The sequence below is a fragment of the Geodermatophilus sp. SYSU D00779 genome, from assembly GCF_054050595.1.
Genome location: NZ_JBJGZQ010000025.1, coordinates 24,132 through 44,119 on the forward strand (window position 1 = coordinate 24,132; position 19,988 = coordinate 44,119).

The following is a 19,988-nucleotide window of genomic DNA, read 5'->3' on the forward strand; positions in this document are numbered from 1 at the left end:
GCGGCGGTGTGCTCACCCCGACGAGGGGTCAGGACGGGACCGGCTCCCGGCAGCCGGACTGCAGCGCGCGGGCGGCGGTCGCCAGCACCGCGACGACGTCGCGCGCGAAACCGACGTCGCACGGGTGCGTCCCGCCGGTCACCACGGTCGCCTCCAGCTCGTCGACCGCCGCGGAGAACGACTCGAGCGGGCTCTCGGTGTCCGGCAGCAGCACCAGCCGGCCGGCGTCCCCGTGCACGAAGAACTCGATGCCCGTCGACATCGGCGCCACGGTGTGCGAGAGCGTCACCGTCGAGGAGACGCCGGGCGTGGCGTGCTGCAGCACCAGGTGCACGGTGTCCCCCGCACCGGCCCCGGCCTGCACGGACACCACCGGGCCCAGCGTGGGCAGCAGCAGGGACAGCGCGTGCGGGCCGATGTCCCACAGCGCGCCGTGCTCGCGCCGCCAGGCCGAGTCGAAGGGGCTGCCGGCCAGCGCGCTCAGCCACGAGCCGGCGCCACCGGCGAGCCGGGTGCGGGCGGCCTGGGCCATCCAGGTCGACGTCCCGGCCTGGAAGCGGAAGGTGAAGAACACGACCGAGGCGACCCCCGCGGAGCGCACCGCGGCGACCACCCGGTCGGCCTCGTCGAGCGAGAGCCCGATGGGCTTCTCCAGCAGCAGGTGCTTCCCGGCCGCCGCGGCCTGCTCGGCCAGCCCGACCTGCACCGACGGCGGGACGGCGACCGCCACGGCGTCGACCCGGTCGAGCAGCGCGGCCAGGTCCGAGAACCCGGGGACGTCGAACTCCGCGCCGATCGCCTTGGCCTTGGACAGGTCGCGGCCCCAGACGCCCACCAGCTCGGCGCTCGGGTGCCCGGCCAGGGCGGCCGCGTGGACCGTCCGCGCCCAGTGGCCGGTGCCCAGCACCCCGAAGCGCACGGTCAGACCGCCCCGAACTGACGGTCGCCGGCGTCCCCGAGGCCCGGGACGATGTAGGCCTTGTCGTTGAGCCCCTCGTCGACCGAGGCGGTGAACACCCGCAGCGGCAGCCCGCTCCCCTCCAGCCGGCGCAGGCCCTCGGGGGCGGCCAGCGCGCACAACACGGTGATCGAGGTGGCGCCGCGCTCGGTCAGCAACCCGCAGCAGTGCACCAGCGACCCGCCGGTGGCCAGCATCGGGTCGAGCACGAAGACCTCCCGGTCGACCAGGGACGCCGGCAGCGAGGCCATGTACGCCTCGGGCTGGAAGGTCACCTCGTTGCGGGCCAGGCCGACGAAGCCCATCTGCGACTCCGGCAGCATCCCGTGCGCGGTGTCGGCCATCCCGAGCCCGGCGCGCAGCACCGGCACGATCAACGGCGGCGCGGCCAGCCGGTAGCCGGTGGTGTCGGTGACCGGTGTGGTGATCTGCTCCTCGGCGACGGGCAGGTCGCGGGTGGCCTCGTAGACCAGCATCTGGGTCAGCTCCGCCAGGGCCGCGCGGAACGCCGCGTTGTCGGTCCGCTCGTCGCGCATGCGGGTCAGACGGGCACGGGCCAGCGGGTGGTCCACGACGGTGAGCTGCACGCGCGACACGGTAGCGGCCCGGTGGACCCCGGCTGCCGGCGCTGGCACCATCCCCGCCGTGACGACGACGCGGGGGTGGCGCCGCCCGTAGGTGGCTGCCCTGGTCGTCCGGCCCACCCGTCCCCGGTGGGCCGCGCACCGGTCCACCTCCGCCCGAGGAGACCGCCCGTGCCCCCCATCGAGCTCGGACCCCTGCCGCCCGGCGCGGCCGGCGAACTGCTCACCCTGCGGCGCGCCGCCTGCGTCCCCGAGACCCAGCGGTACGACGACGTCCGGCTGCCGGCGCTCGTCCAGACCCCGGTCGAGCTGGCCGACGAGCTCACGCGCAGCAGCCGCCCGGCAGCACTCGCGGGCAGCCGGCTGGTCGGTGCGGTGCGCACCCACGAGCGGGACGGCGTCCTGCACGTCGGCCGGCTCGCCGTCGTCCCGGACCTGCAGGGACACGGCATCGGCACGCGGCTGCTGCTGGCCGCGGAGCGGACGACGCCACTCGCCCGGGCGACCCTGTTCACCGGCGCACGCAGCACCGCCGACCTGCGGCTCCACCGCCGGCACGGCTACGCGGACGCCCACCGCGAGACCGTGCGCCCCGGCCCGGAGCTCGTGCACCTGGTCGAGGAGCTGCGGTGAGCGAGCTGCGCGGCGCGACCGACATCGGGGACTTCCTGGTCAGCGCCCGGTCGTTCGACGAGTACCGCGCGATGTTCGCCCTGACCGACGCCGACCTGCACGGCCGGGTCCTCGACTGCCCCGGCGGTGGCGCCTCGTTCACCGCGGCGGCCCGGGCCCGCGGCACCGAGGCGTTCGCGGTGGACCCCGTCTACGCCAGCCCACCGCGGGAGCTCGTGGCCCGTCTCGACACGGAGCTGGCCCGCGGCAGCGCCTGGGCCACCGCCAACGCCGAGCGCTACGTCTGGGACCACTACGGCGACCCCGCCGGCCATGCGCGGCTCCGGGCGGAGTCGGCGGCGGCCTTCGCGCGCGACCTCGCCGCGTGCCCGGGCCGCCACGTGGCGGCCGCCCTGCCGCACCTGCCGTTCGCCGACGGCGCCTTCGACCTGGTGCTCTCCTCGCACCTGCTGTTCACCTACGCCGACCGGCTGGACGCCGGGTTCCACGTCGCCGCCCTGCGCGAGATGACCCGCGTGGGCACCGAGGTGCGCGTCTACCCCCTGGTCGACCAGGCCGGCCGGGAGCTGCCCGGCCTGCTCGCCTCCGTGGTGGCCGAGCTCGGCGAGGCCGGCGTGCAGGCGGAGGTCCGGGATGTCCCCTACGAGTTCCAGCGCGGCGCGCGCAACATGCTGCGCCTCCGGTCGGCCCCCACCCGCACGGGGTGTGCGGGGCGCGGGGGCGTCGGGCGCGGGAGGGAGAATGCGCCCATGACCCACGTGCTCGACCCCGATGCGCCGGCGTCGGCGATCCCGCCGCGGCGCGAGCCCCTGGCGCCGTACCGCGACGTGACCCGCTCCGACGCCGCCTTCCGGGCCTTCCTGCACGGGCTGCCCGGCGTGGACCAGGTCGGCGCCGAGTCGCGGGTCGCCCTCCTGGGCACCCGGTCGATCAAGACGACCGCGAAGGCCTGGGCTCTCGACACCGCCATCTCGATGGTCGACCTGACGACCCTCGAGGGCTCCGACACCCCCGGGAAAGTGCGCAGCCTGGCGGCCAAGGCCCGCCGTCCCGACCCCACCGACCCGACGACACCGCAGGTCGCCGCGGTCTGCGTCTACGGCGACCTGGCCGGCGTCGCCCGGGAGGCCCTGACGGGCACCGGCATCCACGTCGCCGCCGTCGCCACCGCCTTCCCCAGCGGCCGGGCCAGCCGGGCGGTCAAGCTCGCCGACGTGCGGGACGCCGTGGCCAACGGCGCCGACGAGATCGACATGGTCATCGACCGCGGCGCCTTCCTCGCCGGCCGGTACCTCGACGTCTACGACGAGATCGTGGCGGTGAAGGAGGCTTGTGCGCGCCCGGGCAAGGACCCAGCGCACCTCAAGGTCATCCTCGAGACCGGCGAGCTGGTCACCCTCGACAACGTGCGCCGCGCCTCCTGGCTGGCGATGCTCGCCGGCGGTGACTTCATCAAGACCTCCACCGGCAAGGTCTCCCCCGCGGCCACCCTGCCGGTCTGCCTGGTGATGCTCGAGGCGGTCCGCGACTTCCGCGCCGCCACCGGCCGCCAGGTCGGCGTCAAGCCCGCCGGCGGCATCCGGACGACCAAGGACGCGATCAAGCACCTGGTCCTCGTCAACGAGGTCGCCGGGCCCGACTGGCTCTCCCCCGACCGGTTCCGCTTCGGCGCCTCCAGCCTGCTGGGCGACCTGCTCCTGCAGCGGCAGAAACTGCGCACCGGCCACTACTCCGGCCCCGACCACGTGAGCGTCGACTGACCATGACCAGCCTGTTCGAGTACGCCCCCGCGCCCGAGTCGCGCTCGATCGTCGACGTCGCGCCGTCCTACGGACTGTTCGTCGACGGCGAGTTCGTCGACGGCTCCGGCACCCCCTTCAAGACGTTGAACCCGGCGACGGAGGAGGTGCTCTCCGAGGTCGCCAGCGCCACCGACGCCGACGTCGACCGCGCCGTCCGCGCCGCCCGCCGCGCGTTCACCCGCGTGTGGGGGCCGATGCGGCCGGCCGACCGCGGCAAGTACCTGTTCCGCATCGCCCGGCTGCTGCAGGAGCGGGCCCGCGAGTTCGCCGTCCTGGAGTCGCTGGACAACGGCAAGCCGATCCGGGAGTCCCGCGACGTCGACGTCCCCCTGGCCGCGGCGCACTTCTTCTACCACGCGGGCTGGGCCGACAAGCTGGACTGGGCGGGCCTGGGACCCGGCCCGCGGCCGCTGGGCGTGGCCGGTCAGGTCATCCCGTGGAACTTCCCGCTGCTCATGCTGGCCTGGAAGGTCGCCCCCGCGCTGGCCACCGGCAACACCGTCGTCCTCAAGCCGGCCGAGACGACCCCGCTGACCGCGCTGCTGTTCGCCGAGGTGTGCCGCCAGGCCGACCTGCCGCCCGGCGTGGTCAACATCGTGACCGGTGCCGGCGACACCGGCCGGGCCGTCGTGGAGCACGAGGACGTCGACAAGGTCGCGTTCACCGGCTCCACGGAGGTCGGCCGGTCGATCGCCCGCGCCGTCGCCGGCACCCGCAAGAGGCTGACCCTCGAGCTCGGCGGCAAGGCGGCCAACATCGTCTTCGACGACGCCCCGATCGACCAGGCCGTCGAGGGCATCGTGCAGGGCATCTTCTCCAACCAGGGCCACGTGTGCTGCGCCGGCAGCCGGCTGCTGGTGCAGGAGTCGGTGCACGACGAGGTCATCGCCTCGCTGCAGCGGCGGATCGGCACGCTGCGCCTGGGCGACCCGCTGGACAAGAACACCGACATCGGCGCGATCAACTCCGCCGAGCAGCTGGCCCGCATCCGGGAGCTGTCCGACGTCGGCGAGGCCGAGGGCGCGTCGAGGTGGCAGCCGGCGTGCGAGCTGCCCGAGCGCGGCTACTGGTTCCCGCCGACGGTGTTCACCGACGTGTCCCCCGCCCACCGCATCGCCCGCGACGAGGTCTTCGGCCCGGTGCTGAGCGTGCTCACCTTCCGCACGCCCGACGAGGCCGTGGCCAAGGCGAACAACACCACGTACGGGCTCTCGGCCGGCATCTGGTCCGAGAAGGGCTCGCGGATCCTCGCCATCGCCGACCGGCTGCGCGCCGGCGTGGTGTGGGCCAACACGTTCAACAGGTTCGACCCGACGTCGCCCTTCGGGGGCTACAAGCAGTCCGGCTACGGCCGCGAGGGCGGCCGCCACGGGCTGGCCGCGTACCTGGAGGGTGCCCAGTGAGCGACCGGTTGGCCGTCCGCAAGACGTACAAGCTGTACCTGAACGGCGCCTTCCCGCGCTCGGAGTCCGGCCGCACATACGCGGTCACCGACGCCAAGGGCGCGTTCCTCGCCAACGCGGCATGGGCTTCGCGCAAGGACGCCCGGGACGCCGTCGTCGCCGCCCGCGCCGCCTCCGCGGCGTGGTCGGGCGCCACCGCCTACAACCGCGGCCAGGTGCTGTACCGGGTGGCCGAGGTGATGGAGGGCCGGCACGCCCAGTTCTGCGAGGAGGTCGCGGCCGGGGAGGGCCTGTCGTCGTCCAGGGCGCGGGCCGCCGTCGACGCCGCCATCGACCGCTGGGTCTGGTACGCCGGGTGGACCGACAAGCTCGGCGCCGTCCTCGGTGCGGCCAACCCGGTCGCCGGGCCGTACTTCGACTTCTCGGTGCCCGAGCCCACCGGCGTCGTCGCCGTCCTCGCGCCGCAGCGCTCCTCGCTCCTGGGCCTGGTCAGCGTCCTCGCACCCGTGCTGGCCGGCGGCAACACCGCCGTCGTCGTCACGTCGCGGGCCCGTCCGCTGCCCGCGGTCACCCTCGGCGAGGTGCTGGCCACCAGCGACGTCCCGGCCGGGGTGGTCAACCTGCTCACCGGGGACGCCGAGGAGATCGGCCCGTGGCTGGCCGAGCACGACGACGTCGACGCCGTCGACCTCACCGGTGCCCCCGCCGGCTGCGCGATGGAGCTCGAGCGCCTCGCCGCGGGCAGCGTCAAGCGGGTCGTGCGGCCGCCGGCCGAGGAGCCGGACTGGTCGGCCGACCCGGGCCTGACCCGGCTGACCCCGTTCCTGGAGACGAAGACGGTATGGCACCCCATGGGCCTGTGAACGGCCCCGGTCCCGGGTCCCACGCCGAGCTCGCGGAGGGTGGGGAGGACGGGGTCCTCGTCCTGGCACCCCATGGGGCTCGAGAACCCCGGGGCGCGCTCCCAGGGGAGCGGGCAGGATGGGCGCGTGGCCCGGCCCAGCATCGTCCCCATCGCCCTCACCGTCGACGACCGCACCGGCTTCACCCTGTGGGCTCCGCCGTGGGAGGAGGACGGTGAGGAGTGGCAGGCCTTCCTCGGCACCTCCGAGGACGACCGGGCGCGCGTGCACCTCTTCCCGACCCCGGACGCGCTGGCCGCGTTCTGCCGCACCCGCACCGACCACGACCTCGCCGACCACCCGGTCTGGCCGGTCGTGGTCGGGCTGGGCGCGGCGGACCTCACCCCCGACGACGACCACCGCTACGACCTCGACGGCGTCTACGACATCGCCGCCGAGAGCCCCGACCGGTGGGCGGTCGAGGAGCTGGCCGCGACCATCGACATCGTCACCCGGCTGGCGGAGTGCCTCGACGTGGAGGACGACGACGCCGACGACGACGAGCTGACCGACACCGACGACGAGCCGGACGTCGACGACGACATCGAGCTCGAGCGCCGGGCCGACGGCGCCGTCGCCCGCGGCGGGGAGTTCGGCGCGCTCGCCGAGCTCGTCTCCCGCCCCGAGATCGGCTCGCTGGGGCTGGGCGTCGAGGCCTTCGTCGGCCGCTCCGGCGAGGACGCCTGGATTGGCGTCGGCAGCGCCCTCGACGACCTCTGGGAGGACGTCCTCGACGAGCTCGGCACGCACCTGGACTGGACCGGCGGCGGCACCGTCTCCCTCGACGACTACCCCTCTGCGGCGGAGGCCGACGAGGACGAGGACGACCTAGAGGACGACGCAGCGGCGGCTACCCGCCCGGCGGGCGGCGTGACCGCAGCGGCCGCGGCCGGTGTGAGCACCATCGCCCGCCCGGGACGCATCACCGCGCCGCCCGCGGAGGTCGCGAAGGCCGCCGAGTTCTGGGAGGCCGTCGGCATCCTGCCGGTGGAGGTCGTCGTGCCCGAGGGCGCCGGCCTCACGCTGCGCTGCTACGTCGAGGACCGGGCGCGCTTCCTCGGCCGCGACGGCGAGGTCTTCCTCTTCGGCTCCCCCGAGGACCTCACCCGCTTCTGCCGCGGCAGCGAGGCCCACGACCTCACCGAGATCGCCTCCTGGCCCGAGGTGGCCGACACCACCACCCCGCCGCTGCCCGCCGACCAGGACCGCTACGACCTCACCGAGACCAGCGAGGTGCTGGCCGAGGTCGCCGGCGGCGCGGCCGGGCTCGTCGACCACCGGGTGCTCGCCCAGCAGGTCGAGGGCGTGCGCGACATCGCCGAGTACGCCGGGCTCAGCCGGATCGAGGAGCTGCTGCGCCCCGACGCGCCGCTCGGCCGCGCCGTCGCCCAGGCCGAGCGGGTCCCGGACACCCCGCTGCGCGCCGAGGACGCCGCCGCGCTGCGCCCGGCCTGGGACGAGGTCGTCACCGAGGTCAGCAGCGCGCTGGTCTTCCGCGACTGACGGAGGACCCCCTCCCCACCGGCCACGCTCACCGCTCGAGTTGATCATGGGGTTGTCGTCGCTGAGCACGCCGACAGCCCGCGTGTCGATCGGCAACGCCCCCATCATCGACAGCGGTGCAGGCAGAGGCGGCTGAGGCCCCCTTCCACGCACGGCAGCGGCCGGCCCCGGAGAACCGGAACCGGCCGCTGCTGTGTACGGCCCCCTGCAGGGTCCCGCGCCGAGTCTGCGAGGCGTGGGGAGGATGGTCCTCCCTCAGTCCGCCGAGCGCTCGGGCCGACGGCCCTGGCCGCGGTACGGGCTGGACCGCCGCTCCCCGCGCTCGCCGTAGGAGCGCTCGCCGGTGCCGCGGGAACGCTCGCCGTACGCCGGGCGGTCGCCGTCCCGGCGCGGCCGCTCCCCGTGGGGACGGCGCGGCCGGTCGCCGTCGCGGCGCGGACGGTCGCCGTCGCGTCGGGGACGCCGGCCACCATGACCACCAGAGGCGGGGCCCCCGGAGGGACGCCGGGACTCGCGCACCGGGCGCTCCACCGGCTCGACGTGCACGCCGCTGGCGACGAGCTCGGCGATCGGGGTGTCGCCCGGGCGGATCCGGGAGACGACCGGCTCGACCTTGGCCTGGCGGAACCGGCGCTTGGCCTGGCCCACCTGGTCGGGCAGCAGCAGCGAGACCACGACACCGGCGGCGCCGGCGCGGGCGGTGCGGCCCGAGCGGTGCAGGTAGGTCTTGTGGTCCGCCGGCGGGTCGTAGTGCAGCACCAGCGAGACGTCGTCGACGTGGATGCCGCGGGCGGCGACGTCGGTGGCGACCAGCACCGGGCTGCGGGCGTCGGTGAACGCCTCCAGGGCCCGGCGGCGGGCACCCTGCGGCAGCCCGCCGTGGATCGCCTCGGCCTTGATGCCGGCGGCCTGCAGGTTGCCGGCCAGCCGGTCGGCGCCGAGCTGGGTGCGCACGAAGACGATCGTGCGGCCCGGCCGGGCGGCCAGCTGCTCGGTCACCGGCACCTTGTCGCGGAAGGCGACGCTGTAGGCCAGGTGCTCGGCCGGCGGGGCGTCGTCCCCGGCGCGCTTGACCTCGTGCCGGGCCGGGTCCTTCAGGTAGCGGCGGACCAGGGTGTCGACCTCGCCGTCCAGCGTGGCCGAGAACAGCAGCCGCTGGGCGTCGGGGCGGGTCTGGTCGAGCAGCTCCTGCACGACCGGCAGGAAGCCGAGGTCGGACATGAAGTCGGCCTCGTCGATGACGGTGACCTCGACCTCGTCGAGGGTCGCCTCGCCCTGGCCGATCAGGTCCTGCAGCCGGCCCGGGGTGGCGATGACCGCGTCCACGCCGCGGCGCAGCTGCTGGATCTGCCGGTACATCGAGGCGCCGCCGTACACGGTGGTCAGCTGGACGCCGATCGACTGCCCGAGGGGCGCGAGGTTGTCGAACACCTGCTGGGCCAGCTCGCGGGTCGGCACCAGGATCAGCCCGCGCGGGGCACGGCGGCCCCGGCGGACGTCGGCACCGAGGCGGGCGAGCATCGGCAGGCCGAAGGCCAGCGTCTTGCCCGAGCCGGTGGCGGCCTTGCCGAGCACGTCGCGCCCGGCGAGGGCGTCGGGCAGCGCGGAGGCCTGGATGGCGAAGGGGGTGCGGATGTCGCGCCGCTCGAGCGCGGTCACCAGCTGCTGGGGCAGGCCCAGCTGGGCGAAGGTCGGGCCGGCCTGCTCGGCCGGGGCCTCGACCTCGGGGGTCTCAGGGGTGGTCTGGACGTCGACAGTGTCGAACGTGGTCATGCGGGTGTGGGACTCCGATGCTTCTCGGCGCGCGTCCCGTGGTGGTGCGCGGACACCGTCGACCGGCGTCCTCACTGGCGATCACTGCGTCAGGGGACGCTGCGGATCTGCACGGATGCGCTCATGCCCGGACGGACCGTCCGGGAGGATGACCGGCGAGTGCCGGTGCACCCAATCTAGCAGCGCGGACCGCTGGGGCATTCCGGCGGTGATCAGGCTCGCAGTGCGGCGTACCCCGGGCGGACGACGTCGGCGAGCAGCCGCGCCCGCTCCTCGTCGGGCAGGAACGCGGCGGCCAGGGCCCGCTCGGTCACCGTCTGGACGTCGTCCCAGCCCCAGCCGGAGGTCCGCGCCACGTCGGTGAGCTCGCTGGTGACCGAGACGCCGCTCATCAGCCGGTTGTCGGTGTTGATGGTCACCGCGAAGCCGAGCCGGTGCAGCCGGCCGACCGGGTGCGCGGCCAGGGACGGGTAGGCGCCGGTCTGCACGTTGGACGACGGCGCGACCTCCAGCGGCACCTGCGCGTCGAGGACCCGCTGCGCCACCGGGCCGAGGGTGCCGTCCTCGGCGACCTCGTCGGCGATGCGCACGCCGTGCCCGAGCCGCTCGGCGTGGGCGCCGTCCAGGGCGGCGAGGATGCTGTCGGTGCCGGCGGCCTCGCCGGCGTGCACGGTGCGGTGCGCCCCGGCGCGGTCGAGCAGCGCGATGGCCGAGGGGTGCCGGTCGGGCGGGAAGCCGATCTCGGGGCCGGCCAGGTCGAAACCGACCACGCCGTCGTCCCGGTGGCGCACCACCAGGTCGGCCACCTCGTCCCACCGGTCGGCCTGCCGCATGGCGCACAGCAGGGTGCCGACCGTGATCGGTGTCCCCGCCCCGGCGGCCTCGGCGCTGCCCTTGGCGAAGCCGTCGAGCATCGCCTCGACCGCCTCCTCGATCGGGGTGCCCTGCGCCGTCAGCAGCTCGGGGGCCATGCGCACCTCGGCGTACACGACGCCGTCGGCGGCCAGGTCGAGCGCGCACTCCCGCGCCACCCGGCTGACCGCCTCGGGACGCTGCACCACCGCGACGGTGTGCGCGAAGGTCTCCAGGTACCGCACGAGCGAGCCGGAGTCGGCGGCCTGCCGGAACCAGCGGCCCAGCGCCTCCGGGTCGCCGGCGGGGAGGTCCCGGTAGCCGACCTCGTCGGCGAGCTCGAGCACCGTCTGCGGCCGCAGCCCGCCGTCCAGGTGGTCGTGCAGCAGGACCTTGGGAGCGCGGCGGATCGAGTCGGCGTTCAGCGGTGCGGGCACCCTCCCATTCTCGTCAGCGGGGTCCGCCCGCTCGAGCCGGGGAGTCAGCCCTCGCGGTCCTGCCAGCGGAAGGTGGACGCGCAGAGCACCAGCCCGGCCACGCACCACAGGCCGAGCACCAGCGCGACGGTGCCGAGCTCCCACGAGCCGGCCGGCTCGCGGGCGGCCAGCGCGTCGGGGAGGAACACCGAGCGTAGGCCCTGGGCCAGCCACTTCACCGGGAAGACCGCGGCGACGTCCTGCAGCCAGGCGGGCACCTGGTCGAAGGGCATGAAGACGCCGGAGATGAACTCGAGCACCAGCGCGATCGGGGTGACCGTCGCCGACGCCGACCGGCCGTTGCGGGCCAGCGTCGAGACGACGATGCCCAGCAGCGTGCACGCCGCCGCACCCAGCACCGCCACCCAGGCGAAGGTCAGCCAGTCGGCGCCCGAGGGCAGGTCGATGCCGTACACGAGGACGCCGACCAGGAGCAGCAGCACGATGGTCGCCACCGCCACCGCCAGCACCTGCACGACCTTGCCGACGAAGTAGGCGCTGGCCGGCATGGGCGTGCCGCGGAGGCTCTTGAGCGTGCCGTCCGAGCGCTCCCCGGCGATGTGGATCGCCATGTTCTGCAGGCTGGACCCGACGATGCCCGCGGTGATGACCCCGGCCATGAAGTACTGCGGGAAGTCGACGCCGGCGCCGAGGTCGTAGTCGAGCACCGCGCCCAGGCCCAGCAGCAGGATCACCGGGAAGACGAGCGTGAAGACGACCGACTCGCGCTGGCGGAAGAACTCCTTGAGCTCGACGCCGGCGCGGGTGAGGTAGACCCGGCCCAGCGGGGGCAGCGCGGTGCGCTCCGGGGCGGCGGTGGTCACGAGTTGTCCCCGATCATCTTCAGGTAGACGTCCTCGAGCGTGGGGCGGGCGACCGTCAGGTCGGGCACCTCGCCGGGGAAGCGGGCGGCCAGCTCCCGCACGAACGCGGTCGGCGCGGTGGTCTCGGCGGTGCGCCGGACGCCGTCCTCGGTCCAGCGGACGACGGCGGGTGCGGTGCCCCGCCCACCCAGGGCGGCGGGGACGGCGACCTCGGCGAGCTGGCCGCGGGCGAGGACGCCGACCCGGTCGGCCAGCGCCTCGGCCTCGTCGAGGTAGTGCGTGGTCAGCAGCATCGTGGTGCCCAGGTCGCGCAGCGATCGGATCAGCGCCCAGAACTGCCGCCGGGCCTCGGGGTCGAAGCCGGTGGTCGGCTCGTCGAGGAACAGCAGGCGCGGCCGGCCGATGATCCCGAGGGCGACGTCCAGCCGTCGGCGCTGGCCGCCCGAGAGGGTGCGTCCGCGCGCGCCCGCCTGCTCGGTCAGGCCGACCAGCTCGAGCACCTCGTCGGGGTCGCGCGGCTCGGCGTGGTACGACGCCCGCGCCACGAGCAGCTCGCGCACCGACAGCTGGCTGTCCCCCGCGCCGGACTGCAGCACGATGCCCAGCTGGGCCTTCCAGCGCCGTCCGCCCCGCGCCGGGTCGGTGCCCAGGACGCGCACCTCGCCGCCGTCGCGCTTCCGGTAGCCCTCCAGCACCTCGACGGTGGTGGTCTTCCCGGCGCCGTTGGGGCCCAGCAGCGCGAAGATCTCGCCGCGGCGGATGTCGAGGTCCAGGGCGTCGACGGCGGTGCGGTCGCCGTACCGCTTGACCAGGCCGCGGACCGAGATGGCGGCGTCCGGGTCCAGCGGGTCGCCGGGCCGGGGCCGGGTGTCGGCCACCACGGGCGCGGACGTACTCGTCACGAGGAGACAGTCTCCCCCTTCGGGCCGCACCGCCGTCGGCCTGCTCCCCCGACGACCATGGCGCGGTGGGTCAGGACGCGGTGATGCGGTCCAGCACCAGGGGCAGCGGCTGCTCGCCGGTGTCGACGCCGACCGCGCCCTCCAGCGCCTCCAGCGCCCGCGGGAGGCGCGCGGCGTCGTCGGTGTGCAGCTCCAGCAGCGGCTGACCGGCCACCACCTGCTCCCCCACCCCGGCGGTCCAGGTGATGCCGGCGGCCGGCGACACCGGGTCCTCCTTGCGCGCCCGGCCGGCGCCCAGCCGCCAGGCGGCGACGCCGAACGCGTAGGCGTCCAGCCGGGTGAGCGTGCCGGTGGCCGGTGCGGTCACCACGTGCTTCTCGGCCGGCTGCGGCAGCGGGGCGTCGGGGTCGCCACCCTGGATGCTGATCATCCGCCGCCACACGTCCATGGCCCGCCCGTCGCGGAGCGCGTCGGCCGGGTCGACGTCCGCCCGCCCGACGCCGGCGAGCATCTCCCGCGCCAGCGCCAGGGTCAGCTCGACGACGTCGGCCGGGCCGCCGCCGGCGAGCACCTCCACCGACTCGGCCACCTCGACGGCGTTGCCGGCGGCGCGGCCCAGCGGGCGGTCCATCGCCGTCACCAGGGCCACGGTGTGCACGCCGGCTGCCTCCCCGAGGCCGACCATCGTGCGGGCCAGCTCGCGGGAGGCCCCGGGGTCCTTCATGAACGCGCCCGAGCCGGTCTTGACGTCGAGCACCAGCGCGTCGGCGCCCTCGGCGATCTTCTTGCTCATGATCGAGCTGGCGATCAGCGGGATCGACTCGACGGTGCCGGTGACGTCGCGCAGCGCGTAGAGCTTCTTGTCCGCGGGGGCGAGGTCGTTGCCGGCCGCGCAGATCACCGCGCCCACATCGCGCAGCTGCGCCAGGTAGGCATCCTCGTGCACGTCGGCCCGCCAGCCCGGGATCGACTCCAGCTTGTCCAGCGTGCCGCCGGTGTGCCCCAGGCCCCGGCCGGACAGCTGCGGCACCGCCACCCCGCAGGCCGCGACCAGGGGCGCGAGCGGCAGCGTGGTCTTGTCGCCGACCCCGCCGGTGGAGTGCTTGTCGGCGGTCGGCCGGCCCAGCGAGGAGAGGTCCTTGCGCTCGCCCGAGTCGATCATCGCCTGCGTCCAGACGGCGAGCTCCTCGGGCGCCATCCCGCGGAAGAACACCGCCATGAGCAGCGCGCTGACCTGCTCGTCGGGCACCACGCCACGGGTGTAGGCGTCGATCACCCAGCGGATCTGCTCCGGGCCGAGCTGCCCGCCGTCCCGCTTGGTGCGGATGACGTCGATCGCGTCGAAGGCGCTCACGACCTGCCCTCCCGCACCGCCGCCTGCGCCAGGTCGTCCGGGCCGAACGCGTCGGGCAGCACCTCGCGCATCGGCACGATCCGGGTCGTGGTGGGCGAGGACTTGGACACCGTCTCGATGAGCATCTCCGGGCCACCGTGCTCCCACAGCAGTTGCCGGCACCGGCCGCAGGGCATGAGCGGCTGCCCGTCGCCGCCGACGCAGGCCACCGCGACCAGCCGGCCGCCGCCGGTGCGGGCGAGGTCGCTGACCATGCCGCACTCGGCGCACAGCCCCAGCCCGTAGGAGGCGTTCTCCACGTTGCAGCCGGTCACGACGCGGCCGTCGTCCACCAGCCCGGCCACGCCCACGGGGAACCGCGAGTACGGGGCGTAGGCGTGCGTCATCGCCTCCCGGGCGGCCGCCCGCAGCCCGTCCCAGTCCACCTGCACTAGTGCTCTCCTCGTCGGTAGACCAACCCGTCGGCCTTCGGCATCCGCAGGCGTTGGGAGGCCAGCGACAGCACGAGCAGCGTGGTCAGGTGCGGGGTGAAGAAGACGATGCCCTCGGGCAGCCGGTCGATGGTGAGGAAGCCGACCAGCGCGGCCACGGCGAAGACGCCGGCCAGCACGGCCTGCACCAGCTTGCGGCGCACTCCCTGGTACACCGCGACACCGGCCAGCAGGAGGGCGATGAGCAGCAGCAGGGCCACCACGGCGGTCTGGCTGCGCAACTGCAGCGCGTCGGCGAACCCGAACAGGCCCGCGCCGGCCGCCAGCCCCCCGGGCCGCCAGTTGCCGAAGATCAGCGCCGCCAGGCCGATGAACCCGCGGCCGCCGGTCTGGCCCTCGCGGTAGATGCCGGCGACGAACACCAGGAAGACGCCGCCGAGGCCGGCCAGCGCGCCGGAGACCACCACGGCGAGGTACTTGAGCCGGTAGACCGGGACGCCGAGCGAGTCCGCCGCGGCCGGGTTCTCACCGCAGGCGCGCAGCCGCAGGCCGAACGCGGTGCGCCACAGCAGCAGGTAGGACACCGGGACCAGCAGCACCGCCAGCAGGGTGAGCAGGCCGACGCCGCTGGTCAGCCCGCGCAGCAGCCCGGCCAGGTCGCTGACGAGGAACCAGTGCTGGCGTTCCAGGCCCCCGAGCAGGTCCGGCCCGGAGGACAGCACCGGCAGCGAGAAGGACGGCGGGTCGCTGGCCAGCGACGGCGACTGCGTGGGGCCACCGCCGGTGTCCTCGGTGAACAGCAGCTCGGAGAGGAAGCGGACGACGCCCTCGGCGAGGATGTTGATCGCCACACCGGAGACCACGTGGTCGACGCCGAAGGTGACCGTGGCGATCGCGTGCAGCAGGCCGCCGGCCGCGCCGAAGACCATGCCGCCGACGACCGCGCCGACCCACCCCCACTGGTAGCCGGCCCAGCCGGCGCCCCAGGTGCCGAGGACCATCATGCCCTCGAGGCCGATGTTCACCACGCCCGCGCGCTCGGACCACAGCCCGCCGAGGGCAGCCAGGCCGATGGGGACGGCGAGCAGCAGGGCCGCCGAGAGGGTGGACGACGAGGTGAGCTCCTGCTCGCCCGAGATGACCCGGACCAGCGAGAACAGCACCCACAGGCCGACGAGCAGCCAGAGCACCCGCCGCGCGCGGCCGCCGCCGGTGAGCAGGTCGGTCAGGGGGCCGCGGCTGGGCCGGTCGGTGCGGGTCGCTGCGGAGGTGCTCATACCGGGGCCCCCGCGGAGACGTGGAGCGCCAGCGGAGCGTCGTCGTGGGGTTGGTTCATGCCTGCACTCCCTGCTGGTCGCCCGGCACGCCGGTGTGGACCCGCTGTCCGCCGTCCGGAGCGGTGGGCGGTGGGACGCCGTCGTCCCCGTCGGCCCGCGGGCCGGGGCCGGCCGCCGCGCCGGCCCGCTCGGCCGAGCGCAGCGCCAGGCGGCGGGCGATCTCGTTGGCGACGACGACGGCGAGCACGATCGTGCCCTGGATGATCGTCACGACCGAGGACGGGATGTCGGCGAACTGCAGCGGCAGCGCGGCCCGGTCGAGGAAGGCGAACAGCAGCGCGGCCAGCGCGATGCCGAGCGGGGTGCTGCGGCCCAGCAGCGCGACGGCGATGCCGAGAAAGCCCAGCCCGGCGGTGAACTCGGTGCCGTAGTCGTACTGCGCGCCGAGCAGGTCGGGCAGGCCGATCAGCCCGGCGATGCCGCCGGAGATGAGCATCGTCTTCACGACCATGCCGCGGGCGTCGACGCCGCTGGCGGTGGCCGCCGAGGGCGACAGGCCGGTGGCGCGCAGGTCGAACCCGAAGCGGGTGCGCTTGAGCAGGACGGCGACGACGACGCCCACCACGAGCGCCACCAGCAGGAAGCCGTACAGGCCGCTGCGCGGCGTGGCCAGGCCCAGCGCGGTGAGCAGCCCGTTGAGGCTGGGCACCCGGCCGGACTCGGGGATCTCGGCGGTGGTGACGATCGAGGCCCCCGGCGGGCTGCCGCGCAGCGGGCCGGTGAGCAGGAACGACGCCAGGCCCAGCGCGATGAAGTTCAGCATGATCGAGCTGATGACCTCGCTGACGCCGCGGGTCACCTTGAGCACGCCGACGATGCCGGCCCACGACGCGCCGACCGCCATCGCCACGACGACGACCAGCAGCACGTGCAGCGGACCGGGCAGGACGACGGCCGCGCCCACCGCAGCGGCCAGGATGGTGGCCAGCCGGTACTGGCCCTCGACGCCGATGTTGAACAGGCCCATCCGGAACGCGACCGCCACGGCCAGGCCGGCGAGGAACAGCGGCACCGCCCGGTTGAGGATCACGACGATCGACTGCACCTGCTGCGAGGGGCTGTCGCCGAGGTCGACCATCACCCGGAACGCCGCCACCGGGTCCTCACCGATGAGGGCGACGACCGCCGCGGAGATCACCAGCGCGACGAGGACGGCGAGCACCGGGCCGAGCAGGGCCAGCCCCACCCGGCGGACGAGGCCGTTCACGCCGCACCCGCCGTCCGCGCGCCGGTCATGTGCCCGCCCAGCTCCTCGGGGGTCACCCGCCGCGGGTCCAGGGTGGCCACCAGCCGGCTGCGCAGCATGACGTGCAGCGTGTCCGACAGGCCGATCAGCTCGTCGAGGTCGGCGGAGATGAGCACGATGCCCAGGCCCTCGGCGCGGGCGTCCTTGAGCAGCTCCCAGATCACCGCCTGGGCTCCGACGTCGACTCCCCGGGTCGGGTGGGCGGCGACGAGCAGCCGGGGCCGGGCGCTCATCTCGCGCCCGACGATCAGCTTCTGCTGGTTGCCACCGGAGAGGGCGACGGCGAGGGTGTCCGGCCCGGGGGCGCGGACGTCGTACTCGCGCATGATGCGGGCGGTGTCGGCGCGGGCGCCGCGGCGGTCGATGAAGGGGCCCTTCACCGCCGGCGGGCGGGTCTGGTGGCCGAGGATGCGGTTCTCCCACAGCGGCGCGTCGAGCAGCATGCCCTGCCGGTGCCGGTCCTCGGGGATGAAGCCCACGCCGCTCTCCCGCCGGGCGCGGGTGCTCCAGGCGGTGACGTCCTCCCCGCCGAGCAGCACCGACCCGGCGGCCAGCGGGCGCAGGCCCATGATCGCGTCCACGAGCTCGGCCTGGCCGTTGCCCTCGACGCCGGCGATGCCCACGACCTCGCCCTCGCGCACGGTCAGCGTGACGTCGTCCACCACGGGGCGCTGGCCGCCGTCGGTGACCGTCACGCCGACCAGCTGCAGCACCGGGGTGTCGCGCACGGTGGACTCGCGGGTCTCCGGCGTGGGCAGCTCGGCGCCGACCATCAGCTCGGCCAGCTGCTTGGCCGTCGTCGTCCGCGGGTCGGCGGTGCCGACGGTGGTGCCGCGCCGGATGACGGTGATCGAGTCGGCGACCCGGCGCACCTCGTCGAGCTTGTGCGAGATGAAGATGACCGTCAGGCCCTCGCGCTTGAGCTCGGCGAGGTTGCCGAACAGCTCGTCGACCTCCTGCGGCACGAGGACGGCGGTCGGCTCGTCGAGGATCAGGATGCGGGCGTCGCGGTAGAGCACCTTGGCGATCTCCACGCGCTGCCGGTCGCCGACGCCGAGGTCCTCGACGAGCGCGTCGGGCTGCAGGCCCAGGTCGTAGCGCTCGGAGATCTCCTCGATGCGGCGGCGCGCCGCGGCCCGGTCCAGCCGGCCATGCCGGGTGGGCTCGCTGCCCAGGATCACGTTCTCCAGGACGGTGAAGTTGTCGGCCAGCATGAAGTGCTGGTGGACCATGCCGATGCCGGCGGCGATGGCGTCCGACGGGCTGCGGAACTGGACCGGGCGGCCGTCGATGAGGATCTCGCCCTCGTCCGGGCGGTGCTCGCCGTAGAGGGTCTTCATCAGCGTCGACTTGCCGGCGCCGTTCTCGCCCACGATGGCGTGCACCTCGCCGCGGCGGACCCGCAGCTCGATGTCCTTGTTCGCCACCACGCCCGGGAAGCGCTTGGTGATCCCGCGCAGCTCGACGGCGAGGGGGACGTCGCCCGCCGCGGAGCCGTCTGCGGGCGAGCCTGCTGGGGCCATGCCGGCATCTCCTCGCTCTGGGCCCGCCGGTGGGCGGGAGGTCGCTACGGACGGCACCGGCGAGCGGGATCAGCCGCTCCGCCGGGGCCTGGGCCCGGGAGCCCGGGGGCCGTGGGTATGGTGCCCCACCCGCCGGGTTCCGTCCGAGCCCGGGGCGGGCCGGAGCAGCGCGGGCCCGGGCGTCCGCCGCCCGGGCCCGCGTCGCAGGGTGGATCAGTCGTGCGGGACCACCCGCACGGGTGTCACTCGACCGTCGTCGGGACCGTGATGGTGCCGTCGACGATCTGCTGCCGGTACTGGTCGATCTCGCCCTGGATGTCGTCGATGAAGCCGCCCGACCTGGCCAGGCCGACACCCTCGGTGGACAGGTCGTTGAGGACGTCGGTGGCCCCCTGCACGTTGCCCTCGGAGTAGTCGTTGATGAACTGCTCCACCGCGTTGTCGACCCGCTTGAGCATCGAGGTCATGACCACCGGCTGCAGCTCCGGTCCGACGGTCAGGTACTGGTCGGAGTCGACGCCGATCGCCCGTTTGCCGGAGGCGGCGGCGGCCTGGAAGACGCCGATGCCCGAGCCACCCGCGGCGTGGTAGACGATGTCCGCTCCGGCGTCGTACATGCCCTGGGCGACGATCTGGCCGCGGGCGGGGTCACCGAAGCCCGAGACGTCACCTGCCGGGGAGATGTACTGCCGGTCGATGGTGATCTGCGGGTTCACGGCCTGGGCACCGGCCACGTAGCCGGCCTCGAACTTCTCGATCAGCGGGCTCTGCACGCCGCCGACGAAGCCGATGTGGCCGGCCTCGCTCTTCAGCGCCGCGGCGACGCCGGCCAGGAACGAGCCCTGCTCCTCGGCGAAGACCAGCCCGGTGACGTTGTCGCCCTTGGCGCCGTCGGTGTTGGAACCGTCGACCTGCGCGAACGTGGTGTCGGGGAACTGCGGGGCCACCTCGCCGATGACGTCGTCGTAGGCGAAGCCGACCGCGATGACCGGGTTGAAGCCCTGCTCGGCCAGCTGGGTCAGCAGCTGGACGCGGTTGGAGGCGTCCTCGTTGGGGCTGAGCTCCTGCAGCTCGCCGCCGAGGGCGTCGACGGCCGCGGCCGCACCGGCGTAGGCCGAGTCGTTGAACGACTGGTCACCGCGGCCGCCGGTGTCGTAGGCCAGGCCGACGCGCAGCTCCTCGGCGGTGGTGCCGCCACCGCCCTCGCCGCCCCCGCTCCCGGTGGGCTCGTCGCTGGCACAGGCCGCCAGGGCCATGCTGCCGGCCAGCAGCAGAGCCGCGGCCTTCATCCTCCGCGCTCGGCGCAAGACGATCTCCTCTCTGGGGGGACGGACCGCACGGACGAGGCGGCCGGTCCCGGTGGGTCGGGTCCGTGCGTGGCTGCCGGCGGGCGCCGGTTCCCACAGCACGCGACGACGGCACGCTAACCGCGCCCCGCAGCCGCACCGAACCCCGCCGGAGAGACCGAGACGGGATCGTTGCCAA

Annotated in this window: 17 protein-coding genes; 5 read left to right on the top strand and 12 right to left on the bottom strand. The window is 74.7% G+C overall.

What is annotated here, in order from left to right:
* Positions 1 to 28: 28 nt before the first annotated feature.
* Complete coding sequence (locus ACI79G_RS18790) at positions 29 to 919, bottom strand: Gfo/Idh/MocA family protein (RefSeq protein WP_456882620.1); 891 nt, start codon at positions 917 to 919, stop codon at positions 29 to 31.
* A gap of 2 nt (positions 920 to 921) precedes the next feature.
* The gene (upp, locus tag ACI79G_RS18795; protein WP_456882621.1) at positions 922 to 1,545 is read right to left on the bottom strand and encodes a uracil phosphoribosyltransferase; all 624 of its coding nucleotides are present in this window, start codon (positions 1,543 to 1,545) and stop codon (positions 922 to 924) included.
* Between the two features lie 168 nt (positions 1,546 to 1,713).
* On the opposite strand from upp, the gene ACI79G_RS18800 reads away from it, so the two are divergent.
* The 5 genes from ACI79G_RS18800 (at position 1,714) to ACI79G_RS18820 (ending at position 7,785) form a co-directional block, all read left to right on the top strand.
* Positions 1,714 to 2,175, top strand: coding sequence for a GNAT family N-acetyltransferase (locus ACI79G_RS18800; RefSeq protein WP_456882622.1), 462 nt, complete (start codon positions 1,714 to 1,716; stop codon positions 2,173 to 2,175).
* Positions 2,172 to 3,935 carry a deoxyribose-phosphate aldolase gene (gene deoC, locus ACI79G_RS18805; RefSeq protein WP_456882623.1) on the top strand — a complete coding sequence of 588 codons (1,764 nt, stop codon included), beginning with the start codon at positions 2,172 to 2,174 and terminating at the stop codon, positions 3,933 to 3,935. Before ACI79G_RS18800 ends, deoC begins: the two co-directional genes overlap by 4 nt.
* Positions 3,936 to 3,937: 2 nt before the next feature.
* A complete protein-coding gene (locus ACI79G_RS18810) occupies positions 3,938 to 5,380 on the top strand; it encodes an aldehyde dehydrogenase family protein (protein ID WP_456882624.1) in 1,443 nt (480 codons plus the stop codon).
* The gene (locus ACI79G_RS18815) at positions 5,377 to 6,243 is read left to right on the top strand and encodes an aldehyde dehydrogenase family protein (protein WP_456882625.1); all 867 of its coding nucleotides are present in this window, start codon (positions 5,377 to 5,379) and stop codon (positions 6,241 to 6,243) included. Before ACI79G_RS18810 ends, ACI79G_RS18815 begins: the two co-directional genes overlap by 4 nt.
* A gap of 126 nt (positions 6,244 to 6,369) precedes the next feature.
* A complete protein-coding gene (locus tag ACI79G_RS18820) occupies positions 6,370 to 7,785 on the top strand; it encodes a hypothetical protein (protein WP_456882626.1) in 1,416 nt (471 codons plus the stop codon).
* A 255-nt stretch (positions 7,786 to 8,040) separates the two neighbouring features.
* On the opposite strand, the gene ACI79G_RS18825 is transcribed toward ACI79G_RS18820, so the two are convergent.
* The 10 genes from ACI79G_RS18825 to ACI79G_RS18870 all read right to left on the bottom strand — a co-directional run bounded on the left by ACI79G_RS18825 (position 8,041) and on the right by ACI79G_RS18870 (position 19,810).
* Complete coding sequence (locus ACI79G_RS18825) at positions 8,041 to 9,558, bottom strand: DEAD/DEAH box helicase (protein WP_456882627.1); 1,518 nt, start codon at positions 9,556 to 9,558, stop codon at positions 8,041 to 8,043.
* Between the two features lie 212 nt (positions 9,559 to 9,770).
* Complete coding sequence (locus ACI79G_RS18830; protein WP_456882628.1) at positions 9,771 to 10,847, bottom strand: adenosine deaminase; 1,077 nt, start codon at positions 10,845 to 10,847, stop codon at positions 9,771 to 9,773.
* Positions 10,848 to 10,891: 44 nt separating this feature from the next.
* On the bottom strand, positions 10,892 to 11,710 hold the full coding sequence (locus tag ACI79G_RS18835; RefSeq protein WP_456882629.1) for an ABC transporter permease: 819 nt from the start codon (positions 11,708 to 11,710) through the stop codon (positions 10,892 to 10,894).
* Positions 11,707 to 12,612, bottom strand: coding sequence for an ABC transporter ATP-binding protein (locus ACI79G_RS18840; RefSeq protein WP_456882630.1), 906 nt, complete (start codon positions 12,610 to 12,612; stop codon positions 11,707 to 11,709). The genes ACI79G_RS18835 and ACI79G_RS18840 overlap by 4 nt, the downstream gene beginning before the upstream one ends.
* Positions 12,613 to 12,682: 70 nt before the next feature.
* Positions 12,683 to 13,966, bottom strand: coding sequence for a thymidine phosphorylase (locus ACI79G_RS18845; protein WP_456882631.1), 1,284 nt, complete (start codon positions 13,964 to 13,966; stop codon positions 12,683 to 12,685).
* Complete coding sequence (locus ACI79G_RS18850; protein ID WP_456882632.1) at positions 13,963 to 14,397, bottom strand: cytidine deaminase; 435 nt, start codon at positions 14,395 to 14,397, stop codon at positions 13,963 to 13,965. Before ACI79G_RS18850 ends, ACI79G_RS18845 begins: the two co-directional genes overlap by 4 nt.
* Positions 14,397 to 15,674, bottom strand: coding sequence for an ABC transporter permease (locus ACI79G_RS18855; protein ID WP_456882633.1), 1,278 nt, complete (start codon positions 15,672 to 15,674; stop codon positions 14,397 to 14,399). Before ACI79G_RS18855 ends, ACI79G_RS18850 begins: the two co-directional genes overlap by 1 nt.
* A 55-nt stretch (positions 15,675 to 15,729) precedes the next feature.
* On the bottom strand, positions 15,730 to 16,941 hold the full coding sequence (locus ACI79G_RS18860) for an ABC transporter permease (protein WP_456882634.1): 1,212 nt from the start codon (positions 16,939 to 16,941) through the stop codon (positions 15,730 to 15,732).
* Entirely contained in the window at positions 16,938 to 18,503 is a 1,566-nt protein-coding gene (locus ACI79G_RS18865; protein ID WP_456882635.1) for an ABC transporter ATP-binding protein, read from the bottom strand. The genes ACI79G_RS18860 and ACI79G_RS18865 overlap by 4 nt, the downstream gene beginning before the upstream one ends.
* A 242-nt stretch (positions 18,504 to 18,745) precedes the next feature.
* On the bottom strand, positions 18,746 to 19,810 hold the full coding sequence (locus tag ACI79G_RS18870; protein WP_456882636.1) for a BMP family lipoprotein: 1,065 nt from the start codon (positions 19,808 to 19,810) through the stop codon (positions 18,746 to 18,748).
* Positions 19,811 to 19,988 lie beyond the last annotated feature (178 nt).